Here is an 18,264-nt window from a genome sequence, read left to right on the forward strand (position 1 = left end):
ATAAGGTAAAACATACGAATCATTGCACGAATCATTATGAAGCCCTGGTTGCTGATTCGGCCCGAAGTTTACGTTCAGGCCCGAAAATAAATTATTTCACCCTTTATAATATATTGGATATACCCAAACCATAAGGGCATAAAGGGTACAAGTATACCGTGAATTTAAGTTATTTATTTTCAGTTTGGCGCGTGCCGTTTCCTTTAAAATAAACATGCCTTAGGAAAATAAACATGCATCAGGCGCGCCTCGACCGGGAGCGAACACGTAAAATAAAACGCGCATTATATCAACAAATTTGCTGAAAACGTGGCTACGATCGTCCCAATAGACTTCGCCAAGGCGCGTTACGCTTTGGCGGCGCACTACCCAAGCCAATGGCCGCAGGACATCGGCGCGGAAGTGGCGTTCGCCGGGCGCTCGAATGTGGGCAAGTCCAGCGCGATTAATGCCATTACCAATCAAAATCGCCTGGCAAAAACCAGTAAAACCCCGGGTCGAACTCAACAAATCGTGTTTTTCGAGTTGCAGGATTCGTTGCGGTTGGTGGATTTGCCCGGATATGGTTACGCCAAAGCGCCCGCGAATTTGCGCAAGCACTGGCAGGAATTTATTTCCGAATATCTATCTTCTCGTCAATGTTTGTGCGCCTTAGTGATTCCAATGGATATCCGCAGACCGCTGACCGAACTGGATATCATCATGCTGGAGCATTGCTGGGAGATCGAGTTGGCGGTGCATGTGTTGTTGACCAAGGCCGACAAATTCAAGCGCGCAAAGGCGTTAAATATTTTGCAAGCCGTAAGCAAGGATTTGAAATCCCAGCCGCAGACCACAGTGCAGTTATTTTCCGCGGCAAAGAAACAGGGCGTGGATGAGGCGCGCAAACAGTTGACCGGATATTTGCATGAAAAGGTACCAGCATGAGAAGGTGCCGGAGGGATTAAAAATCAATATGTACGCTCACACTTTCCTTGGCACACGCAACTCCTTTGCAATTTCAATTTAGTTTTGTGACGGGCAGCATCGCATTATCAATACTGCCTGATATTTAATCTCTCCAGCATCTTTATTGAGAAACACCGCTCCTCATCCGGTATCATTTCATATTGGAAGAGACTAAGGGTTGAACCTGCATGGAAGAGTGGTATGATTAAAAAAGGTTCAAGATACTTTAAGCGGTCGATTTCGGATAGATTTTAGCAGATATTGACACCCATTTTCGTGGCGCATATTGAAGCGAAACTCACACTCTTTCAAAGGAGTCCGGCTACGCCGGACGACATATTTTAACTGGATTCCCGCCTGCGGCGAGAATGACGGGCTGGGGGGACAATGGTGAATCGGAAGGCAATAAGTCCTTTTGAGAAGACAATGGTAAATAAGTGTCTCGCAAAGCGTGACATTAAAACGTGCTCTGGCGTAGCCGGACATTTTCTCTCGTGTGCTTTGGCGTCTCAATTCGTCTTTGTCCTCTCAATTCACCATTGTATCCCAACTCGTCATTGCCCGGCCCATATTATTATTGGCCGGGCAATCCAGTTGAATATGCCGTCCGGCGTAGCCGGACTCATTTTCGGCGAAGCCGCGCCGTTTGATGCGAGAATGACGGCAAGGCGATGATGCTTGTTGCTTACCGCTAATGTATGCACGCGTCTCGGCGGCTAACGCCGCCACTCTGGATTTGCGCCTGCCGGCGAGAATGACGGCCGAGAGGGCGGTGCTAAAACACCGCTGGAAAGGAACAAAACGGGCAATGAATTAGTGAACGCATACGCTCGCATTGCCCGGCGATGCGTTGTCTGATTTGAGTATACAATCGGCTGGTTGCTGGTCCAGAGATGCCGGTGATTTGAGCGACTTTGCAAGCATCGAATCAAGGCAAAACAGCCGTGGAATCGCCCTGAATTTATTCTCCGAAATTCGGCAACGAATGACATGCTTGTTCTTCATTTATAGAACAATTAGGTATGACCATTTCACTATGCCTTAAAGTATCTTGAACCTTAAAAAATAACAATCAGGGGCGCAAGTCATGGCATCTATTCATGGAGATTGGTTTCACTCCCGTAGCAGTTCAAATCATGGCGAGCTGCTAGCTGTAAGAACTTTGGTGCTGGAAAGCCAAAAGCCTAAATATGCGGGCTTTCACTGGTCAGGAGGCAGGGAAGACAATCCACAGATGTATCAATTTGCAGAAGTGGTCGATATTCAGCCATCCACGATGCAAACGAAAATCCGCGCTATGATACGTTATGGATTTATCAGAGACAGCAACACTTGCCCGTTGACATGGACCAGGATCGGTGGCTTATGGAATGAACTGCACACGGTCGGAATTTAGTTGCGGCCAAGCAGATTTACCAATTGACGCTCTCCATTTCACTTGCGATTTACGCTTTCAACGACTCGCAACAGCAGTACACCATCAATCCGGCAAAAGGCGAGATGCCCCTGCAATTCCTGCTGAACAGGTTCGACCACAACGGCGCCATTTCTCTGCAAGAATTTACAAAGCTGGTTGATGGGTAAACTGGCCGGGTTGGAGATAATACATCTTATTGGAAAACGGATTTGATTAACTCCGGTCTATTCCGGGAATCCGGCGAACATCTTGTGTACACAGGAGGGTACGCCGACTCAGTGAACGAGTTGCGGAATTTCACGCCTGATGTTTCGTTGGAATATAAGGATTGGCAAAGGATAAGAGAAAATCCTCTGATTCAAATTTCACCATTTAAGGATTCCATCAAGAAGATTTTCGGGAAAATGACTCAAGGACAAACGATAGAGGAGGCGATTTCTGACGAGATTTATACTGCTCCGCTTGTCGGGGTCATTTCAGAGCAAGAGGAAGTCGTGTTGCCTGAATTGGACATACTCAGTGAGAATCCACGTTTTGCCAACAGCACAAGACGGATTAGAAATACCACTTGGTCAATCAGGGTCAAGAAAAAATACAACTACATCTGTGCCGTTCCGAGATGCGATGTGACCGGAAAAATTTTCGTTGAATCAGCGCATATCAAACCGGATAGTGTTGCCGGTGAAGGCACGCCGCACAGATCGCATATGCTCAACGGCATTTGTCTTTGCCGGCATTGTCATGTTGCATTCGATCGGGGCTATTTTTCTTTGACGGATGACCACCGGGTAATCACGTCTCAACGCTTTGAGGGCATCGCAAACCAAAATTTGAAAACTGCGATTCTGTCGAGTTCCGGGGTTGTTATCAAAAACAGGTCGGACAACAAGATGCCGTTGCCCGAATTCATACGTTATCACCGCGCAAACAAATTCATGGAATGAGACATGCCCGTGAGCGAATTCGCATACAAAACCACTTTCGGGAAGTTTCAGGTTGAAAGAATGGTTGCAGAGCCGTATCTGCAGTATGGTTTCTTTGACGAGACAATCGAAGACAAGCAAGCGCAGCAATTAAAAATTTTCCGCGAGCTTGAAAACGGACTGCCCATGTTTGACGGAACAGCCTTCTCAAACCAGGTGCATTTTCAAAATGCGCATAAAATCCCAGTGCAGAGATGGTTCCCGTATCGCGAAGGTTATTCAACCCGTTTGGTTCATGCGTTCATCAACGAATTGAAAATCACTGGCAATGTTTTTGATCCATTTTCGGGAAGCGGAACCACCCTTATGGCGGCGCGAACGAACAACTTGCGTTCATTCGGAATGGATGTAAATCCGATATCGGTTTTGGTTGCGAGAGTTGAAAACGAAAAATATCGCTTTGACGATATTCAAAGCATACTGCTTGAAATTGGAAGAATACAATCATTCGCCAAACCGAATGAACGTTTTGAGACTTCTTTTGAACTGGCGGAAAAGATGTTCAACGAAGATATTCTCCAGTCGCTGTTGCAACTGAAAAAGCACATAATGGGAATTGAAAGCGAGATAATCAGGAATCTTTTTTTCGTGGCCTGGCTTTCAATCATTGAGGAAACCTCAAATATAAAAAAAGAAGGAAACGGACTTAAATACAAAAACAGGAAGAGAACCGCAAGCGGCTACATCAACATCGAAAAGGATGTTTGGGAAAAACAAACTTTCCCGAAGGATAAGTTCGGATTTGTGCAAGAGAAGCTTACAAGGCATCTTGGCACCATTCTGACGGACATTGAACACAGTTTCGGGGCTTGTGAAAATAAACCCCAAGTGTTCGAGGGAGACTGCCTGGAATTTGATGAATACTTCTCCGATCAGATTCAACTGACGTTTTTTTCGCCTCCTTACTGTAATTGCTTTGATTACTTTGAAATTCACAAGGTTGATCTGTGGCTTGGCAACTTTGTCAAAAGCAAAGAGGAGTTTCGCCTGCTTCGCAAAACAGGGTTTCGTTCCAATACCAATGCCGTAGATCGCAAGCCGGTTATTTATCAAAACGAAAATATTGAACAATTGATTTCGTTGTTTGATGTCGAGATGCTTTGGAATTCCAGGATTCCGAGTGTGGTTAGAGGATATTTTGACGACATGAACACGCTGTTTAATAAATTGCATCAGCAAACAACCCGTGGCGGATTTGTCGGTGTTGTGGTTGGCAACTCCGCTTATGCCGGTGTAATCATTCCCGCTGACTTCCTCATTGCCAACATTGCAAGAGAAATCGGTTTTAAGGTGAAAAACATCTTTGTCACCAGACATTTGACCACCAGTTCACAACAAAAGCGTAAATTGTCTCCGTTGAAAAATTATTTACGGGAAAGCATTGTCTTGCTTGAAAAATGAGCAAATCCCTGCATTGCACATTCGTTAAAGGTGCCATCCCGGCGGAGATTGAACGAGAATCGATCCTGAATATCAGCACCAGAAATGTGACCACGCAAACGCATGGTTTTCACAAGTATCCCGCGAAGTTTATCCCCGACATTCCCAGGTGGGCCATTGAAAAATATTTGAACGGAGAAAAAGGGCAAACAATTTTAGACCCATTTTGCGGATCGGGAACGACTTTGGTTGAAGGGGTTTTGGCCGGTCATAATGTGATTGGCATTGATGTTGATCCGCTTTCACTATGGATTTCCAAAGTCAAGACAACTAGGCTGGACATGGCCCATCTGGTCGGTATTTCCGCTTGGCTAATCAAGGGCATCAAAACCGGGACGAAGGGGGGATTTAAACCGGAGTGCGAAACCGTAGGGCACTGGTTCTCCGCGGATGCCATTGCCAAGCTTTCCATCTTAAGAGGCTTGATAAATGAAATTCCCGATAAGTTTGGGACAAACAGGAAAACCAAAGATATTCAGGATTTACTGATGATTTGTTTTTCCTCGATTATCCGAAGGGTTTCAAACGCGGACAATGAGTCGCAAAAAACTTATGTGTCCCACACAAAAACCAAACAACCGGAACAGGTCAATGGTCTTTTCTTGTCGCAACTTGAAATGTTCACGCGCAGGATTGCTCATTTCTCTGCATCGGTTAATCCAAAATTAAGGAAAAAATATGTCCTTTCGTCTAGCGCGGCATCGCTCGAAAAATCTCTGGGAAGAGAGAAAATTGACTTGGCAATTACTTCACCTCCGTATATCAAGGCGATTGACTATATCTACAACCAAATGGTGGAATTATTTTGGGTTGGTGATTGGTTTGAAATGCAGACGCAGGAGAAACAAAATAGTCAGAAAGGAAAATACATCGGCAACAAAAGCATGGGAAAATCAGAGTTTGCCGATTATACGCCGTATGAAAATCCCTTGGGCATTGATGGACTGGATGAAAAACTGCAACAGGTTTTTGACACCGACCAGAAAAACGGACACCGACATTCCTACGTGGCGTTTAAATGTTTCTCCGATATGGAGAAACATTTTTATCAGATAAAGAAGTGCTTGCAAAAGGAGACCCATTATGTGGTGGTTGTCGGTGATAGTTCAGTAAGCGGCGTTTATTTTGAAACGGCAGATTTCATCATGCAAATAGCGCAGCGAAACGGATTTACCAACATCAATCAATGGGGGTATAAAATCAAAAACCGTTATATGCGCTTTGACAGAAAAGGTCGAGGTGGCATTATCAAGATTGATCGAGTTCTTGATTTTGAGAAAAAATGAACAGTGCCGAGAAAACAGCAAGGGAAGTTATGAGTAGCGTGCCTTGGGCAAGTGCCGGCTAAGACCTAATATGACCATCCCCAATAACGATATATTTCTGGCTGGTCAATCCCTCAAGGCCAACCGGCCCGCGCACATGGAGTTTGTCGGTGCTGATGCCAATTTCAGCGCCGAGTCCATACTCAAAGCCATCGGCAAACTGAGTTGATGCATTAACCATTACCGAACTGGAATCCACTTGTCGCAGGAATTTGTCCTGCTTCGCTTGGCTTTCGGTGATGATGGAATCGGTGTGGTGCGAGCCGTAGTTTTGAATATGAGCAATCGCCTGATCGATTCCATCAACGATACGCACCGATAAAATCGCATCCAGATATTCGGTGCTCCAATCCTCTTCGGTCGCCGGTTTCAACGCCGGGATAATTTTCCGGCTTTTCTCGCAGCCGCGCAATTCCACATCCTTTTGTCGAAACTGCTTGCCCAATTCCGGCAGCGCTTTGTCGGCCACGGCTTCAGCAACCAACAAGGTTTCCATGGCACCGCAAACGCCATAGCGTCGGGTTTTGGCGTTGTAAGCGACGTTAATCGCTTTCTCGATGTCGGCGTCATCATCGATATAAACGTGGCATAGTCCTTGCAGATGCTTAATCACCGGAACCGTGGCCTCGCGACTGACCCGTTCGATCAAACTTTGCCCGCCGCGCGGCACAATGATATCCACATACCCGGACAGAGTGATCAACTCGCCAACCGCCGACCGATCGGTGGTTGCTATCAGTTGAGCGCAATTTGGATCAAGTCCGGCTTGTTCAAGCCCTTGGGCGAGACATTTTCCAAGCGCAAGGTTTGAGTTAATCGACTCGGAACCACCGCGCAAAATCACCGCATTACCCGCTTTGAGACAAAGAATTGCCGCATCAATGGTGACATTGGGACGGGATTCATAAATGATTCCAATAACCCCAAGTGGTACCCGCATTTTTCCGATTTTTATGCCACTGGGCTGTTCAGTGAGTTCGGTCATTTCGCCCACCGGATCGTTTAGCCGGGCAACCTGCCGACAGCTTTCCGTCATCGCCTCAACGCGTGCTTGATTTAACCCAAGCCGATCGAGCAACGCGCTGGTCAAACGGCTTTTCCTTGCAGCGGCCAGATCCTTTGCGTTTTCGGCAAGGATGGTAGCGCAATTTTTCCTAATCGCAATCGCAATGCTTTCCAGCGCAGCATTTTTTTGCTGTGTGGTCGCTTGGGCAATAACTTTCGCCGACTTCACCGCGGCGCGGCCAAGCTGGTTTATATAGTTGGTTATATCCGGGTTTTTTGCGGCGCTTGATGGCATGATGTATTGGGCATGTGTATTGTCGATGGCGGGCCTATGGTTCGGATTGTATAAGAAATCACGCCTTGCCTCATGGCTAATGTCGCGGCGTCCATAACAGAATTCAAGTCCGCGGCTGGCGACAACGTTCACAGGGCAACCAGGTCATGATCTACTGAATTCTCAGCCCGCACATGCCCAGGCAAATATTTTCGATTTCCTCCCAAATATCCTTGCGCTGCAACGGCGCGCGCCCTTTCACCATGAGGTCGGCGCGCGCCAATCGCCGCAATATGTTTTCCCATTGCGGTCGCGACAACCGGTTTAATGCGGCGTTCACCATGCCGTTGCGGCTGCTCCAGATGCCGTATCGTTGAAACAGCGACTGCGGACGCTCGCCTTGATTCATATGTTCCATGGCCGCGGACAATTGACAGAGAATCCGGGTGTCGCGCGCCAACGCCCATAGAATAATCACCGGCTCCATTTGTTCGCGTTTTAGGCTCTGCAGAATTCGGGTCACCCGATGCACCGAGCCCGCAAGACAAGCGTCGACAAAACTGTACACATTAAATCGAGCGTGATCGGCAATAACGCGTTCAATAATTTCCGCGCTGATGCGCTCTTTGGGGTACAGCAGACTGAGCAGGTTTATTTCTTGCGCGGCCGCCAGCAGATTGCCTTCGACAAAATGACTCAGGCGCGCCACCGCCTCGTCATCAAATTTAAGACCGCCGGCAGTTAATCGTTGACTGATCCAGTTCGGAAGTTGGTCCGCGCTAATGGTTGGGCACTCTATCACAACGCCCGCGACCCCCACCGCTTTGAACCATTTTGTGTTTTGGGCGCGTTTGTCGATGTTGCCGCAAATCACTACCAGAGCGGTATCTCCAGAGGCGCCCGGCGCGACCATATGTTCGGCATAATCGATCAAGGCTTTGGCACCGGCATCGCCGGGCTTGCCCGTGGGCAGCCGCAATTCAATCAGCTGCTTGTCCGCGAACAGCGACTTGGTCTGGCTGTATTCAAGCAATTTATTCCAATCGAATCCAGGCTCCGCGGTGAAGCGCAACCGGTCCAGAAAGCCCGCTTCCTTGGCGCAAGCCCGAATGGGGCGCAAGGCTTCTTCGACTAATAATGTTTCCGCGCCGAACAGCAGATACAGCGGTTGGAACCCCTGCTTAAGTTGGCTGGATAATACGGGCAGGCTAACGCGCAATCACTGTGCCTCCCCACTATATTCGGGCCTATATTCGGATATGTGGCCAAGCCGTCTTAGCAACTGCAATATAATTTCCTGTTGCATTTCCTGTTTTAAAAATTCCTCTTCTTCCTCAATGGCTAATGCTTGAGCAGGTTCATAGTCCAGGGTTCTGTGCTGAGAAAGGGTGGCAAGGGGTTGCAAGATCGCCCCTTCGCTGTCGGTAACGCTATAGTCGATGGTGTAGATATAGTCATAACCCGTGGCCAGGCCCTTTTCATCCACGGTTCTGACGGTCCTTTGGAATTCGCTTTTTGAGATGAACAGGGTGGCACCATCGCTATCGGCTTCTGCTGCCGCAGAACCGCTTTGTGGCCGGCGTTGCTCAAGTTGTTCACGGAGTTTTTCATTGAGCGGGCGATTCCCGCCTTCAATGGAAATGCGAGAGAGCGCCGGCGACAGCTCGAAATCCCCCCGTAGCTTGAAACCGCAACCCGTCACTAAGGTCAGGCTCAGGACGAGTAGCGCCAAGCGTTTGGACATGGGAAATTTCCGATGATCATGCAGATAAAGGGCAGATAAAGGGCAGATAAAGGGCAGATAAAGGGCAGATAAAGGGCAGATAAAGGGCAGATAAAGGGCAGATAAAGGGCAGATATTGTAATGGATTGTATCCAAGTCTAAACAACAATATTCACAAGTTTTCCCGCCACCACGATAACTTTTCTGATCGGTTTGCCGGCAATGTATTTTTGCGTTTTTTCATCGGCGATGGCCAGGGTTTCGATCTCCTGTTGGCTGCTGGATGCCGAAACCTCTATTTCGCTTCGCAATTTTCCATTGACTTGAATCACTAATTTCAAGGTGTCGCTCTTCAGCGCTTCAGGGTCCACGCTTGGCCAGGTTGCATCGATAATATCCCTGGATTCGCCAAGATCACGCCACAGCTGATGCGCGATGTGCGGCGTAATCGGCGCCAGCACCTTGTTCAATATCACTACGCTTTCGCGTAACACCGCGGCGCAATCTGGGTTCTTTTCGGGATCGAGTTTATCCAGCGCATTGAGCAACGCCATCGCGCCCGCGACCACGGTGTTGTAGTGAATTTTTTCATAGTCGCGCCGCGCCTTAGCCAGTATTTGGTGGGTCAGTCGGCGTATTTTCTTCGCTTCGGGGTCGAATATGCGCCTGGCCCAGTCCGGGTTGGCCAGCGTTTCCCGGGCCGGGGAAATAGCGTTTTTAGTCCGTTGAATCAATGACCACCAACGCCGCAGGAAGCGATGCGCACCGGCCACGGCATCGTCATTCCATTCCAAAGTCTGTTTGGCCGGGGAGGCGAACATCATAAACAAACGCACCGTATCGGCGCCATAAAGGTCGATCATGGCTTGGGGATCAACGGTATTGCCCTTGGACTTGGACATCTTTACACCGCCTTTCAAAACCATCCCCTGGCAAAGCAGATTGGTAAACGGCTCGTCGCCGGCGACCAATCCAGCATCGCGCATCAGTTTATGGAAGAACCGCGCATACAACAGATGCAACACCGCATGCTCGATTCCGCCGATATACTGATCGACGGGCAGCCAGTAATTGGCGCGTTCATCAAGCATGACGTCATTGGCCCCCGGGCAGCAATAGCGCGCAAAATACCAGGACGATTCAAAGAAAGTGTCAAACGTGTCGGTTTCCCGATGGGCCGGCGCGGCGGTGTCCGGCAAGGTGGTTTGATAAAAATTCGGGTCGTTCTTGAGCGGGGACTTGACCCCGGAAAACGCAACGTCTTCGGGCAGCAGCACCGGCAACTGAGCATCCGCAACCGCGATGGCATGGTCTTGTGCAATATCCTGAGCGTCATACACCACCGGTATCGGGCAGCCCCAGTAGCGCTGGCGGGAAACCCCCCAGTCGCGCAGCCGATAATTGATTGTCCGGCCTCCTTTTTTGTTTTTCTCCAGGAATTGCGCCACGGCATCAAAGGCTTGCATGAAATTCAAGCCGTCAAACCGCCCGGAATTAAACACCACGCCGTCTTTGGCGGTAAATGATGATTTGTCGTAATCGTGCCGATCGCCCTCGGGCCATTCAATCACCGGCCGAATCTCCAAATCATGTTGCTTGGCAAACTCCCAATCCCGTTGATCGTGCGCCGGCACCGCCATCACCGCGCCGGTGCCGTATCCCAGCAGCACGAAGTTTGCCGCCCAGATGTCGATTTTTTCTCCGCTGATCGGGTGGATGCCGGTAATGCCTAAAGCAACCCCCTGCTTTGGCATGGTTTCCAATTCTTCCTCTGCAACTTGGGCGGTCTTGCACTGCTCGATAAATTTCGCAATTTGCGGATTGTCTTGCGCGGCTTTCAATGCCAGCGGATGTTCGGCCGCCACCGAGATAAAGGTGATGCCCATAATCGTGTCGGGTCGGGTGGTGTAGACTTCGAGCGGCGGTTCGCCTTCAATCTCAAATGAAAACGTCACCCCTTCGGAGCGGCCGATCCAGTTTCGCTGCATGGTCTTGACCGATTCGGGCCAGCCGTGCAGATTGTCGATTTCACTCAGCAACTCTTCGGCGTAGGCGGTGATGCGGATAAACCATTGCGAAATCCGTCGGCGCTCGACCAACGCGCCGGAGCGCCAGCCGCGACCATTCTCCACCTGTTCATTGGCCAGCACGGTTTGCTCGGCCGGATCCCAATTGACCACCGCCATTTTTTTGTAAGCCAGGCCTTTGTCCAACAGCCGATTAAAAAACCATTGCTCCCAGCGGTAGTATTCGGGGCTGCAGGTGGCGAGTTCCCGGGCCCAGTCATAGGCGAATCCCAGACGCTTCAACTGCCCGCGCATATAATCTATATTTTCGTAGGTCCATTTGGCCGCCGGCATTTTGTTGTCGATGGCCGCGTTTTCCGCTGGCAAGCCAAAAGCATCCCAGCCCATGGGCTGCATCACGTTTTTGCCCAGCATCCGCTGATAGCGACTGATCACATCGCCGATGGTGTAATTTCTGACATGCCCCATATGCAATTGCCCGGAAGGATACGGCAGCATAGACAGGCAGTAATATTTTTCACGAGCCGGATCTTCCGTTACCGCAAAGCTCTGATGGTCGTCCCAGTATTTTTGGGCGGCCGCCTCCACCTCGGCGAAGTTATACGGCGGCGGTTTGCGGGCGTCGGTCATCATATCGGGCGGGTAAAACGCGCGATTTTAACCGATTATGATTTCATTAGTTAGACCGAGGTCGCTCCAGGCTCGTCATTCCGTGCTTGATACTCACCCCTGACGGGGCTTGCGTGAAAAATTGCTTCTAGCAATTTTTTCGTGAGCGTAGCGAACCCGAAGGGCGCGTATCACGGACGATACGCGCAATCCAGTGAAACATGCGCGGCGTCAGCCGCTCCACACCGCAGTGGCTTTGGCAAATAATTGCTCCTGCATTATTTGCGCTTCCGCCATCGGCTTTGGCATCCTCGGCAATTGCTCCTGCATTGCTCTAATAAGCTACGTCCATGTGCGATGCGTCGCTCTACCTCCGCCATCCCTGGCGTCGTCCTAGCGGTCGGCAGATTTTTGCTCCCGGCAAAATCTGCACTTCCGCCATCCCTGGCGGTCGTGTCCCGCTACGCGGGACGGTGTTACGACTGGATTCCCGCTTTCGCGGGAATGACGGGCCTGGGGAATGACGGGGCTGGGGTCGCGACCGCCGCACCACCCGCGCGCCAATCCCCCCGCTAAAACTCAAAGGTCGCGGCCACGCGACCGCCGGCATCGCTTTCGTCATCGCCGTAAGTGACATAGCCGATGCCGCCGCTTATCGTCCAGTTCTCGCTGACGCGCGCGCCGGCGGAAATGGCGAGCGTGGTTTCGTGATTGTAGAAACCGGCGCCGATGGTCAGGTTCATTTTCCTGCCCGGGGTCACCGACGGCGGCGTCAGCCGCGCCATTACTCCCGCCGCGTTACCAGACGTATTGCGTGCCGATGCGGCCGCCGACGGTGCCGCTTTCAAGGCCAACCCCAATGCCGCCGTTGAAAATCAGGTTTGGACTGGTGCGCACTGCGCCGGATAGGGCGACCGCGGTTCTGCCGTTGTAGAAACCGCTGCCGAAAGCCAGGCCTGAAGTTTTGCCAGCCGGAATCCATATATCCTGTATCGCCAGCGACATGGCGATTCCCGATGACATCTCTTCTTCCAAATCGTCAATGCGCCCGTCGAGTTTGAGGTCGGCGGCCGCAAATTCACCGCGGACGGCGGTGTCGGCGTTCGTTCTGTCCGTGGTCTCGGTGCCAAGGGCGGTTTGTGTCGCGGCGTTATCGGCGGTTGCTTTCACCGCGGCGATGTCTTGCGTGTGAGTGCCGTCGGCAGACATTCTGTCCGTTCTCTCGGTGCCAAGAGCGGTTTGCGTCGCGGCGGCATCGGCGGTTGTTTTCACCGCGGCGATGTCGGTCGTGTGAGTGCCGTCGGCAGCCTGTCTCGCCGATATCTCGGTGTCAAGGGCGGCGTCGGTGGCGGCGTTATCGGCGGTCGTTTTCACACCGTCAATGCGCACGCCGAGCGCGGTGTCGGCCGTCGCAAAGTCAGTTCGGACGTCGGTGTCGGCATTCGTTCTGTCCGTGACCTCGGAGTCAATGCGCCCGCCGAGCGCAGTATCTTCACTCTCTCTTGCCGTTGTTTCCAGGCCAAGTTCGGTGTGCGTGGTGTGGCAGGCGTCGGTGTTAGTAACACCCGTATCGCAGTCAGACTGCGCATAAACCGGCGCGGATAACATCGGCGCGGTCAGCAGCAGGGCGAGTAATACTACCCCCCCCCCCCCCCCCCGAATATGGAGGCGGTGTGTTTTTGTTGGTTTGTGTTCATTGGTTTTTTCCTCGTGATAAAGGTTAGTGATGCGCGAAGTGCGCGTAAAAATAGCACGCGGCAGGATACCTTATTTTGCGCGCCGCCGCATGATAATGTGTCCCGCTACGCGGGACGGATGTTCGACTGGATTGCGCGTATCATCCTTAATACGCGCCCCTGCGGGACTTGCGCGAAAAATCGCTCCCGGCGAAGTTTTGCGCGTATCGTCCCTGATACGCGTTCTGGCGAACTCGCTGCGCTCGCGAAAAATCGCTCCCGGCGATTTTTTCCAACCCCTGTTTTCACAGGGGTGACGTTCTTTCGTTGGAATGATGGGCCTGGGCGGGGTTGTCACCGCCACGCTCCCGCCGTCATCGCCCCTCCGCCGTTATTCCAGCGTACGCTGGAATCCAGTGAAACATGCGCGGCGTTAGCCGCACCACATACGGTGGTCGCGTCGGCGGTGGTGGTGACACCGTCACCTCCGTCACTGTCGCCACCGTTGTCACCACCACCGTCATCGCCGTCGGTCATTTGCAGTAAAATCCCGCCATGGTCGGAAAAATACCCCATGCGTTTATTGATGAACTGGTGTCCAGAGTTGACCTCGTCGAGGTCATCGATCGCAGGGTGCCGTTGACCCGAAAGGGCAAGGAATTTCAGGCCAGTTGCCCGTTTCATGACGAGAAAACACCGTCATTCACGGTCAGTCCGACCAAGCAGTTCTATCATTGCTTTGGCTGTGGCGCCCATGGCACCGCGATTGGGTTTCTAATGGATTACGCCAACCTGAGTTTCGTCGAAGCGGTTGAGGAATTGGCGGATGGCGTCGGCTTAGCGGTGCCGCGGCAGGCGCAAGGCGCGCCGCCGTTGCCGGGCGAAAAAACCGTGGACTTGCTCGGCACGGTCGGCCAAGCCCATGCCTGGTTCCAACAGCAACTGCGCAAGCATCCGGATGCCAAGCGGGCAGTCGCTTATTTAAAGGCGCGCGGGCTGGACGGTAAAACCGCCGCCAGTTTTGGCATGGGTTTCGCGCCGGACAGTTGGAACGATTTAGTGCGGGCGCTGGCGACCACGCCGCAAGCGCAACGGCAATTAGTGAAAACCGGATTGATCGTGCGCAAGGATGACGCGGGCCAGAATGACGCGGACCAAAATGATGCAGGCAAGAATGATGAGCGATTTTTCGACCGATTTCGCGGCCGGATTATTTTCCCCATTGAAGATCATCGCGGTCGAGTGGTCGGCTTCGGTGGTCGCATCATCGGCGATGGCGAGCCCAAGTACTTAAACTCCCCGGAAACGCCGTTATTTCATAAAGGCGCCGAGCTTTATGGATTGCATCGTGCTCGCCGCGCCATTGCCGCCGCCAATAAAAGCATTGTTGTGGAGGGCTATATGGACGTGGTCAGCCTGGCGCAGTTTGGCGTCGACAATGCCGTGGCGACCTTGGGCACGGCAACCACCAGGACGCATTTGCAACGACTGTTTCGGCTGGCCGCGGAAGTGGTCTTTTGTTTTGACGGCGATCGTGCCGGGCGGGCGGCGGCCTGGAAGGCGCTGCAGGTTTCTCTGCCGGAAATGCAGGATGGCCGACAAACCGGTTTCCTGTTTCTGCCTGAGGGCGAAGATCCGGATTCCATGGTGCGCGCTCAAAGGCAAAAGGCATTTATTGAGCGCATTGAAAAGGCCACGCCCATGCCAGAATTTTTATTTGAAAACCTGATCGCGGAAGTCGATATGACGCGCCTGGACGGCAAGGCGCGGCTGGTCAGTTTGGCTAAACCCTTAATAACGCAACTGCCGGCCGGGGCGTTAAAGGACATGATGTTTGCCAAGCTGTCTGCGTTAAGCGGCTTGACCGGCGCGCAAATCGGCAGCGCGGCGGCGGGCGACCGACATGCGCGGCGGCGCAAAGCGGCGCGCCCTGGACATGGACGTGGACCTGGACGTGAGCATGGGCAAATATCGCCGCTCGCGCTGGCCGTCAGTTTGCTGTTGCAAAACCCGCAACTGGCGCGCGCCATCGGCGACCCGGCCGCCTTGAAAAAACTGGAGACGCACGGCTCGGAAATTCTGCGTAGTTTGCTTGACAAAATTGAGCGCGACGCCGACACCACCACCGCGCGGCTGGTGGAGTTTTTTCGCGATGATGAAAAGACGTACGCTTATTTGCAAAAATTAGCCGCGCGCGACAATCAAATCGCCACGAGCGCGCTTGAGGCGCAATTCAACGACACCATCGCCCGCCTACTGGAAAATCAAACCGAGGCGCGGCGGTTATGGTTGCTCGAAAAACTGCGGCAAGGCCTGTCCCCGCAACAAGAAAAAAAGGCGCGGCGCGAAGTGAAGGAGATGTTGGACGCGCGCAATGCGATGATGAAAAGCCGCGATGATGGGGCATAGCCGCTGCGAAACCGCTTCACGCGCCAGCGGCAATTGCGTGTATCGTCCCTGATACGTGCCCTACGGGTTCGCTATGCCCATGAAAAAATTGTCAGGAGCAATTTTTCACGCAAGCCCCGAAGGGGTGAGTCTCATGGATGAGACGAATAAAAATCGCTCCCGGCGATTTTTTGCGCGCGCCACCGATGTGTGTTATCATTTACGGTTGCATTTCGGTGTCGTGGCCGCATATCCGCGTGACCGTCGTCGCCACAAACACCGCCGCTGCATATTGACATGACCACCAAATCCGCTAAGACCAAATCCATCGCCGCCGCGAAATCCGCATCCGCCGTCGCCAAATCCGCCGCCGCGGATGATTTGGCTACGGTGCAGAAGCCGCCCTCCGACCTCAAGAAGCTCATCTTAAAAGGCAAGGATCAAGGGTTTTTAACCTACCCCGAGATCAATGATCACTTGCCTGAAAATATGCACGACACCGACCAGATTGAGGTGGTTGTCAACATGATTATTGACATGGGCATCGAGGTGGTGGACAAGGCGCCGGATTCCGATAGCATGACCTTGAAGCGCGATAACCCGGAAGACCAAGAAGTTGCCGAAGAAGTCAACGCCGCGCTTAAAACCGCGGTGGAAAGCGAATTTGGCCGCACCACCGACCCGGTGCGGATGTACATGCGCGAGATGGGAACGGTGGAGTTGTTGACGCGCGAGGACGAAATCGCGCTGGCAAAACGGATTGAAGCCGGCAATCGGCAAAGCGCCGCCGCATTCGCGATCACCCCGATCGCCATTCGCCAACTGCTGGATTATGCCGAGGCGATTGAAGCGGGCAACATGAAATTGACGGAAGTGGTGGTGGCGTTCATGGAGTTAAACGCATTGGACGACCAGACCGTGGCTATCCCGGGAAAACCGGGACAGAATGCAGCCGATGAACAAGCGTCTCCCAGCGGCCCGGATTATGATGATGCGATTGTTCGATTCCGGCGCATGCGGCGTACCTGGAACGCCTTGACCAAGGCCATCGCGACCCACGGGCTTGGCAGCAAGCAAGCGTTGCGCAATCGACGAAACCTCGGCGACCAACTGCTGCAAATAAAATTCGCGCCGGCGAAAGTTGAAGCGTTATCGGCGGCATTGCGCAACTGCATGATTCAAGTCAAGGACTGCGAGCGCGGCATTGCGCGCTATTGCATTAACTACGGCAAAGTGCCGCGCAAGCAGTTTCTGGCGTATTTTCGGGATAATGAAACCAAGATGGCGTGGTTTCACAAGTTGGTGGTGGACTGCGGCGGCGATACGCCGCGCCTGACAAAATATGAAGCCACGATAGCCGAATACACCGCGCGACTGGTCAAAACCCAGAACAAGGCGGGCCTTGAGCTGGCCGACCTCAAAGACCTGAGTCGGCGGCTGTCCATCGGTGAAGCCAAAGCGCGCCGCGCGAAAAAGGAAATGGTCGAAGCCAACCTCAGACTGGTTATTTCCATCGCCAAAAAATACACCAACCGCGGCTTGCAGTTCCTGGACTTGATTCAGGAAGGCAACATCGGCTTGATGAAGGCGGTGGACAAGTTCGAATATCGCCGCGGCTACAAGTTTTCAACCTATGCAACCTGGTGGATCAGGCAGGCGATCACCCGTTCCATCGCCGATCAGGCCAGAACCATCCGTATTCCGGTGCATATGATCGAAACCATCAATAAGCTCAATCGGGTTTCCAGGCAGATTCTTCAGGAAAAAGGCCGGGAGGCGCTGCCTGAAGAACTGGCGGAAAGAATGGAGCTGCCCGAAGACAAGGTAAGAAAGGTGTTGAAAATTGCCAAAGAGCCGATTTCCATGGAAATGCCAATCGGCGATAACGAAGACTCTCATCTGGGTGATTTTATCGAGGATAAAAACATCAAGGCGCCGGTTGATATCGCAACCGCGTCCGGGCTGAAAAACGCGACCGATGACATTCTCGGCTCATTGACTGAGCGCGAGTCAAAAGTGTTGCAAATGCGATTCGGCATCGGCATGAACACCGACCATACCCTGGAAGAAGTCGGCAAGCAATTCGACGTGACCCGGGAACGCATTCGGCAAATCGAAGCCAAGGCGCTCAGAAAGCTGAGACATCCGAGTCGCTCAGAGCAGTTAAAGAGTTTTCTGGACGGCATATGACGGCAATGGATATGGCCGCCCGTTAGGGCCTGTAGCTCAGCCGGTTAGAGCAGTGGACTCATAATCCATTGGTCGTAGGTTCAAGTCCTACCGGGCCCACCATATTTTTCACTGGTCGACCATGTCGCTCAAATCAAGGGGATGATAACCTTAGCTTCACAGCGCGCTATCGCTGGGTTTCAGCGTTGCCGCGGCGGCCGCCGCCGCCGTCCCGCGAATCCAAATGCCGCCATTCCCGCCATTTACACATCGCGTCATT

18 protein-coding genes and 1 tRNA gene are annotated in these 18,264 nt (G+C 52.2%); 11 read left to right on the forward strand and 8 right to left on the reverse strand.

Annotation, left to right across the window (positions count from 1 at the left end):
• Positions 1-309: 309 nt before the first annotated feature.
• From yihA to ACP158_RS01870, 3 genes are all read left to right on the forward strand, one after another.
• Entirely contained in the window at positions 310-927 is a 618-nt protein-coding gene (yihA, locus tag ACP158_RS01860) for a ribosome biogenesis GTP-binding protein YihA/YsxC (protein WP_424947295.1), read from the forward strand.
• 447 nt (positions 928-1,374) lie between these two features.
• On the forward strand, positions 1,375-1,623 hold the full coding sequence (locus ACP158_RS01865; protein ID WP_424947296.1) for a hypothetical protein: 249 nt from the start codon (positions 1,375-1,377) through the stop codon (positions 1,621-1,623).
• Positions 1,624-1,642: 19 nt separating this feature from the next.
• Positions 1,643-1,765: a hypothetical protein gene (locus tag ACP158_RS01870; protein WP_424947297.1), complete on the forward strand. Its 123-nt coding sequence runs from the start codon at positions 1,643-1,645 to the stop codon at positions 1,763-1,765.
• On the opposite strand, the gene ACP158_RS01875 is transcribed toward ACP158_RS01870, so the two are convergent.
• Entirely contained in the window at positions 1,762-1,953 is a 192-nt protein-coding gene (locus tag ACP158_RS01875; protein ID WP_424947298.1) for a hypothetical protein, read from the reverse strand. The genes ACP158_RS01870 and ACP158_RS01875 overlap by 4 nt on opposite strands.
• Before the next feature lie 82 nt (positions 1,954-2,035).
• Between ACP158_RS01875 and ACP158_RS01880 the strand changes: the two genes are divergently transcribed.
• From ACP158_RS01880 to ACP158_RS01900, 5 genes are read left to right on the forward strand one after another with little or no spacing between them, the layout of a single operon-like run.
• Entirely contained in the window at positions 2,036-2,344 is a 309-nt protein-coding gene (locus ACP158_RS01880) for a hypothetical protein (protein WP_424947299.1), read from the forward strand.
• 23 nt (positions 2,345-2,367) lie between these two features.
• Complete coding sequence (locus tag ACP158_RS01885; protein WP_424947300.1) at positions 2,368-2,532, forward strand: hypothetical protein; 165 nt, start codon at positions 2,368-2,370, stop codon at positions 2,530-2,532.
• 42 nt (positions 2,533-2,574) lie between these two features.
• A complete protein-coding gene (locus ACP158_RS01890) occupies positions 2,575-3,309 on the forward strand; it encodes an HNH endonuclease (protein WP_424947301.1) in 735 nt (244 codons plus the stop codon).
• A gap of 9 nt (positions 3,310-3,318) precedes the next feature.
• A complete protein-coding gene (locus tag ACP158_RS01895) occupies positions 3,319-4,749 on the forward strand; it encodes a DNA methyltransferase (protein WP_424947302.1) in 1,431 nt (476 codons plus the stop codon).
• Entirely contained in the window at positions 4,746-6,074 is a 1,329-nt protein-coding gene (locus tag ACP158_RS01900) for a DNA methyltransferase (RefSeq protein ID WP_424947303.1), read from the forward strand. The genes ACP158_RS01895 and ACP158_RS01900 overlap by 4 nt, the downstream gene beginning before the upstream one ends.
• A gap of 58 nt (positions 6,075-6,132) precedes the next feature.
• On the opposite strand, the gene ACP158_RS01905 is transcribed toward ACP158_RS01900, so the two are convergent.
• From ACP158_RS01905 to ACP158_RS01935, 7 genes are all read right to left on the reverse strand, one after another.
• The gene (locus ACP158_RS01905; RefSeq protein ID WP_424947304.1) at positions 6,133-7,413 is read right to left on the reverse strand and encodes a glutamate-5-semialdehyde dehydrogenase; all 1,281 of its coding nucleotides are present in this window, start codon (positions 7,411-7,413) and stop codon (positions 6,133-6,135) included.
• Between the two features lie 151 nt (positions 7,414-7,564).
• A complete protein-coding gene (holA, locus tag ACP158_RS01910; protein ID WP_424947305.1) occupies positions 7,565-8,611 on the reverse strand; it encodes a DNA polymerase III subunit delta in 1,047 nt (348 codons plus the stop codon).
• Positions 8,612-9,271, reverse strand: coding sequence for an LPS assembly lipoprotein LptE (gene lptE, locus ACP158_RS01915; protein WP_424947306.1), 660 nt, complete (start codon positions 9,269-9,271; stop codon positions 8,612-8,614).
• 2 nt (positions 9,272-9,273) lie between these two features.
• Entirely contained in the window at positions 9,274-11,772 is a 2,499-nt protein-coding gene (gene leuS, locus ACP158_RS01920) for a leucine--tRNA ligase (protein WP_424948382.1), read from the reverse strand.
• A 551-nt stretch (positions 11,773-12,323) separates the two neighbouring features.
• Positions 12,324-12,536 carry a YadA C-terminal domain-containing protein gene (locus ACP158_RS01925; protein WP_424947307.1) on the reverse strand — a complete coding sequence of 71 codons (213 nt, stop codon included), beginning with the start codon at positions 12,534-12,536 and terminating at the stop codon, positions 12,324-12,326.
• 13 nt (positions 12,537-12,549) lie between these two features.
• Positions 12,550-13,359, reverse strand: a complete 810-nt coding sequence (locus tag ACP158_RS01930) for a YadA C-terminal domain-containing protein (RefSeq protein WP_424947308.1) — start codon at positions 13,357-13,359, stop codon at positions 12,550-12,552.
• 422 nt (positions 13,360-13,781) lie between these two features.
• On the reverse strand, positions 13,782-14,003 hold the full coding sequence (locus ACP158_RS01935; RefSeq protein ID WP_424947309.1) for a hypothetical protein: 222 nt from the start codon (positions 14,001-14,003) through the stop codon (positions 13,782-13,784).
• On the opposite strand from ACP158_RS01935, the gene dnaG reads away from it, so the two are divergent.
• The 3 genes from dnaG to ACP158_RS01950 all read left to right on the forward strand — a co-directional run bounded on the left by dnaG (position 13,983) and on the right by ACP158_RS01950 (position 18,107).
• The gene (gene dnaG / locus ACP158_RS01940) at positions 13,983-15,836 is read left to right on the forward strand and encodes a DNA primase (RefSeq protein WP_424947310.1); all 1,854 of its coding nucleotides are present in this window, start codon (positions 13,983-13,985) and stop codon (positions 15,834-15,836) included. The two genes, ACP158_RS01935 and dnaG, sit on opposite strands and share 21 nt — an antisense overlap.
• Before the next feature lie 276 nt (positions 15,837-16,112).
• Positions 16,113-18,005: an RNA polymerase sigma factor RpoD gene (gene rpoD / locus ACP158_RS01945; RefSeq protein WP_424947311.1), complete on the forward strand. Its 1,893-nt coding sequence runs from the start codon at positions 16,113-16,115 to the stop codon at positions 18,003-18,005.
• A gap of 25 nt (positions 18,006-18,030) precedes the next feature.
• Positions 18,031-18,107, forward strand: a tRNA-Ile gene (locus ACP158_RS01950).
• Positions 18,108-18,264: the final 157 nt, after the last annotated feature.

Origin of the sequence: Candidatus Spongiihabitans sp., from assembly GCF_965247905.1 — a bacterium.
Taxonomy (GTDB): domain Bacteria; phylum Pseudomonadota; class Gammaproteobacteria; order Arenicellales; family Poriferihabitantaceae; genus Spongiihabitans.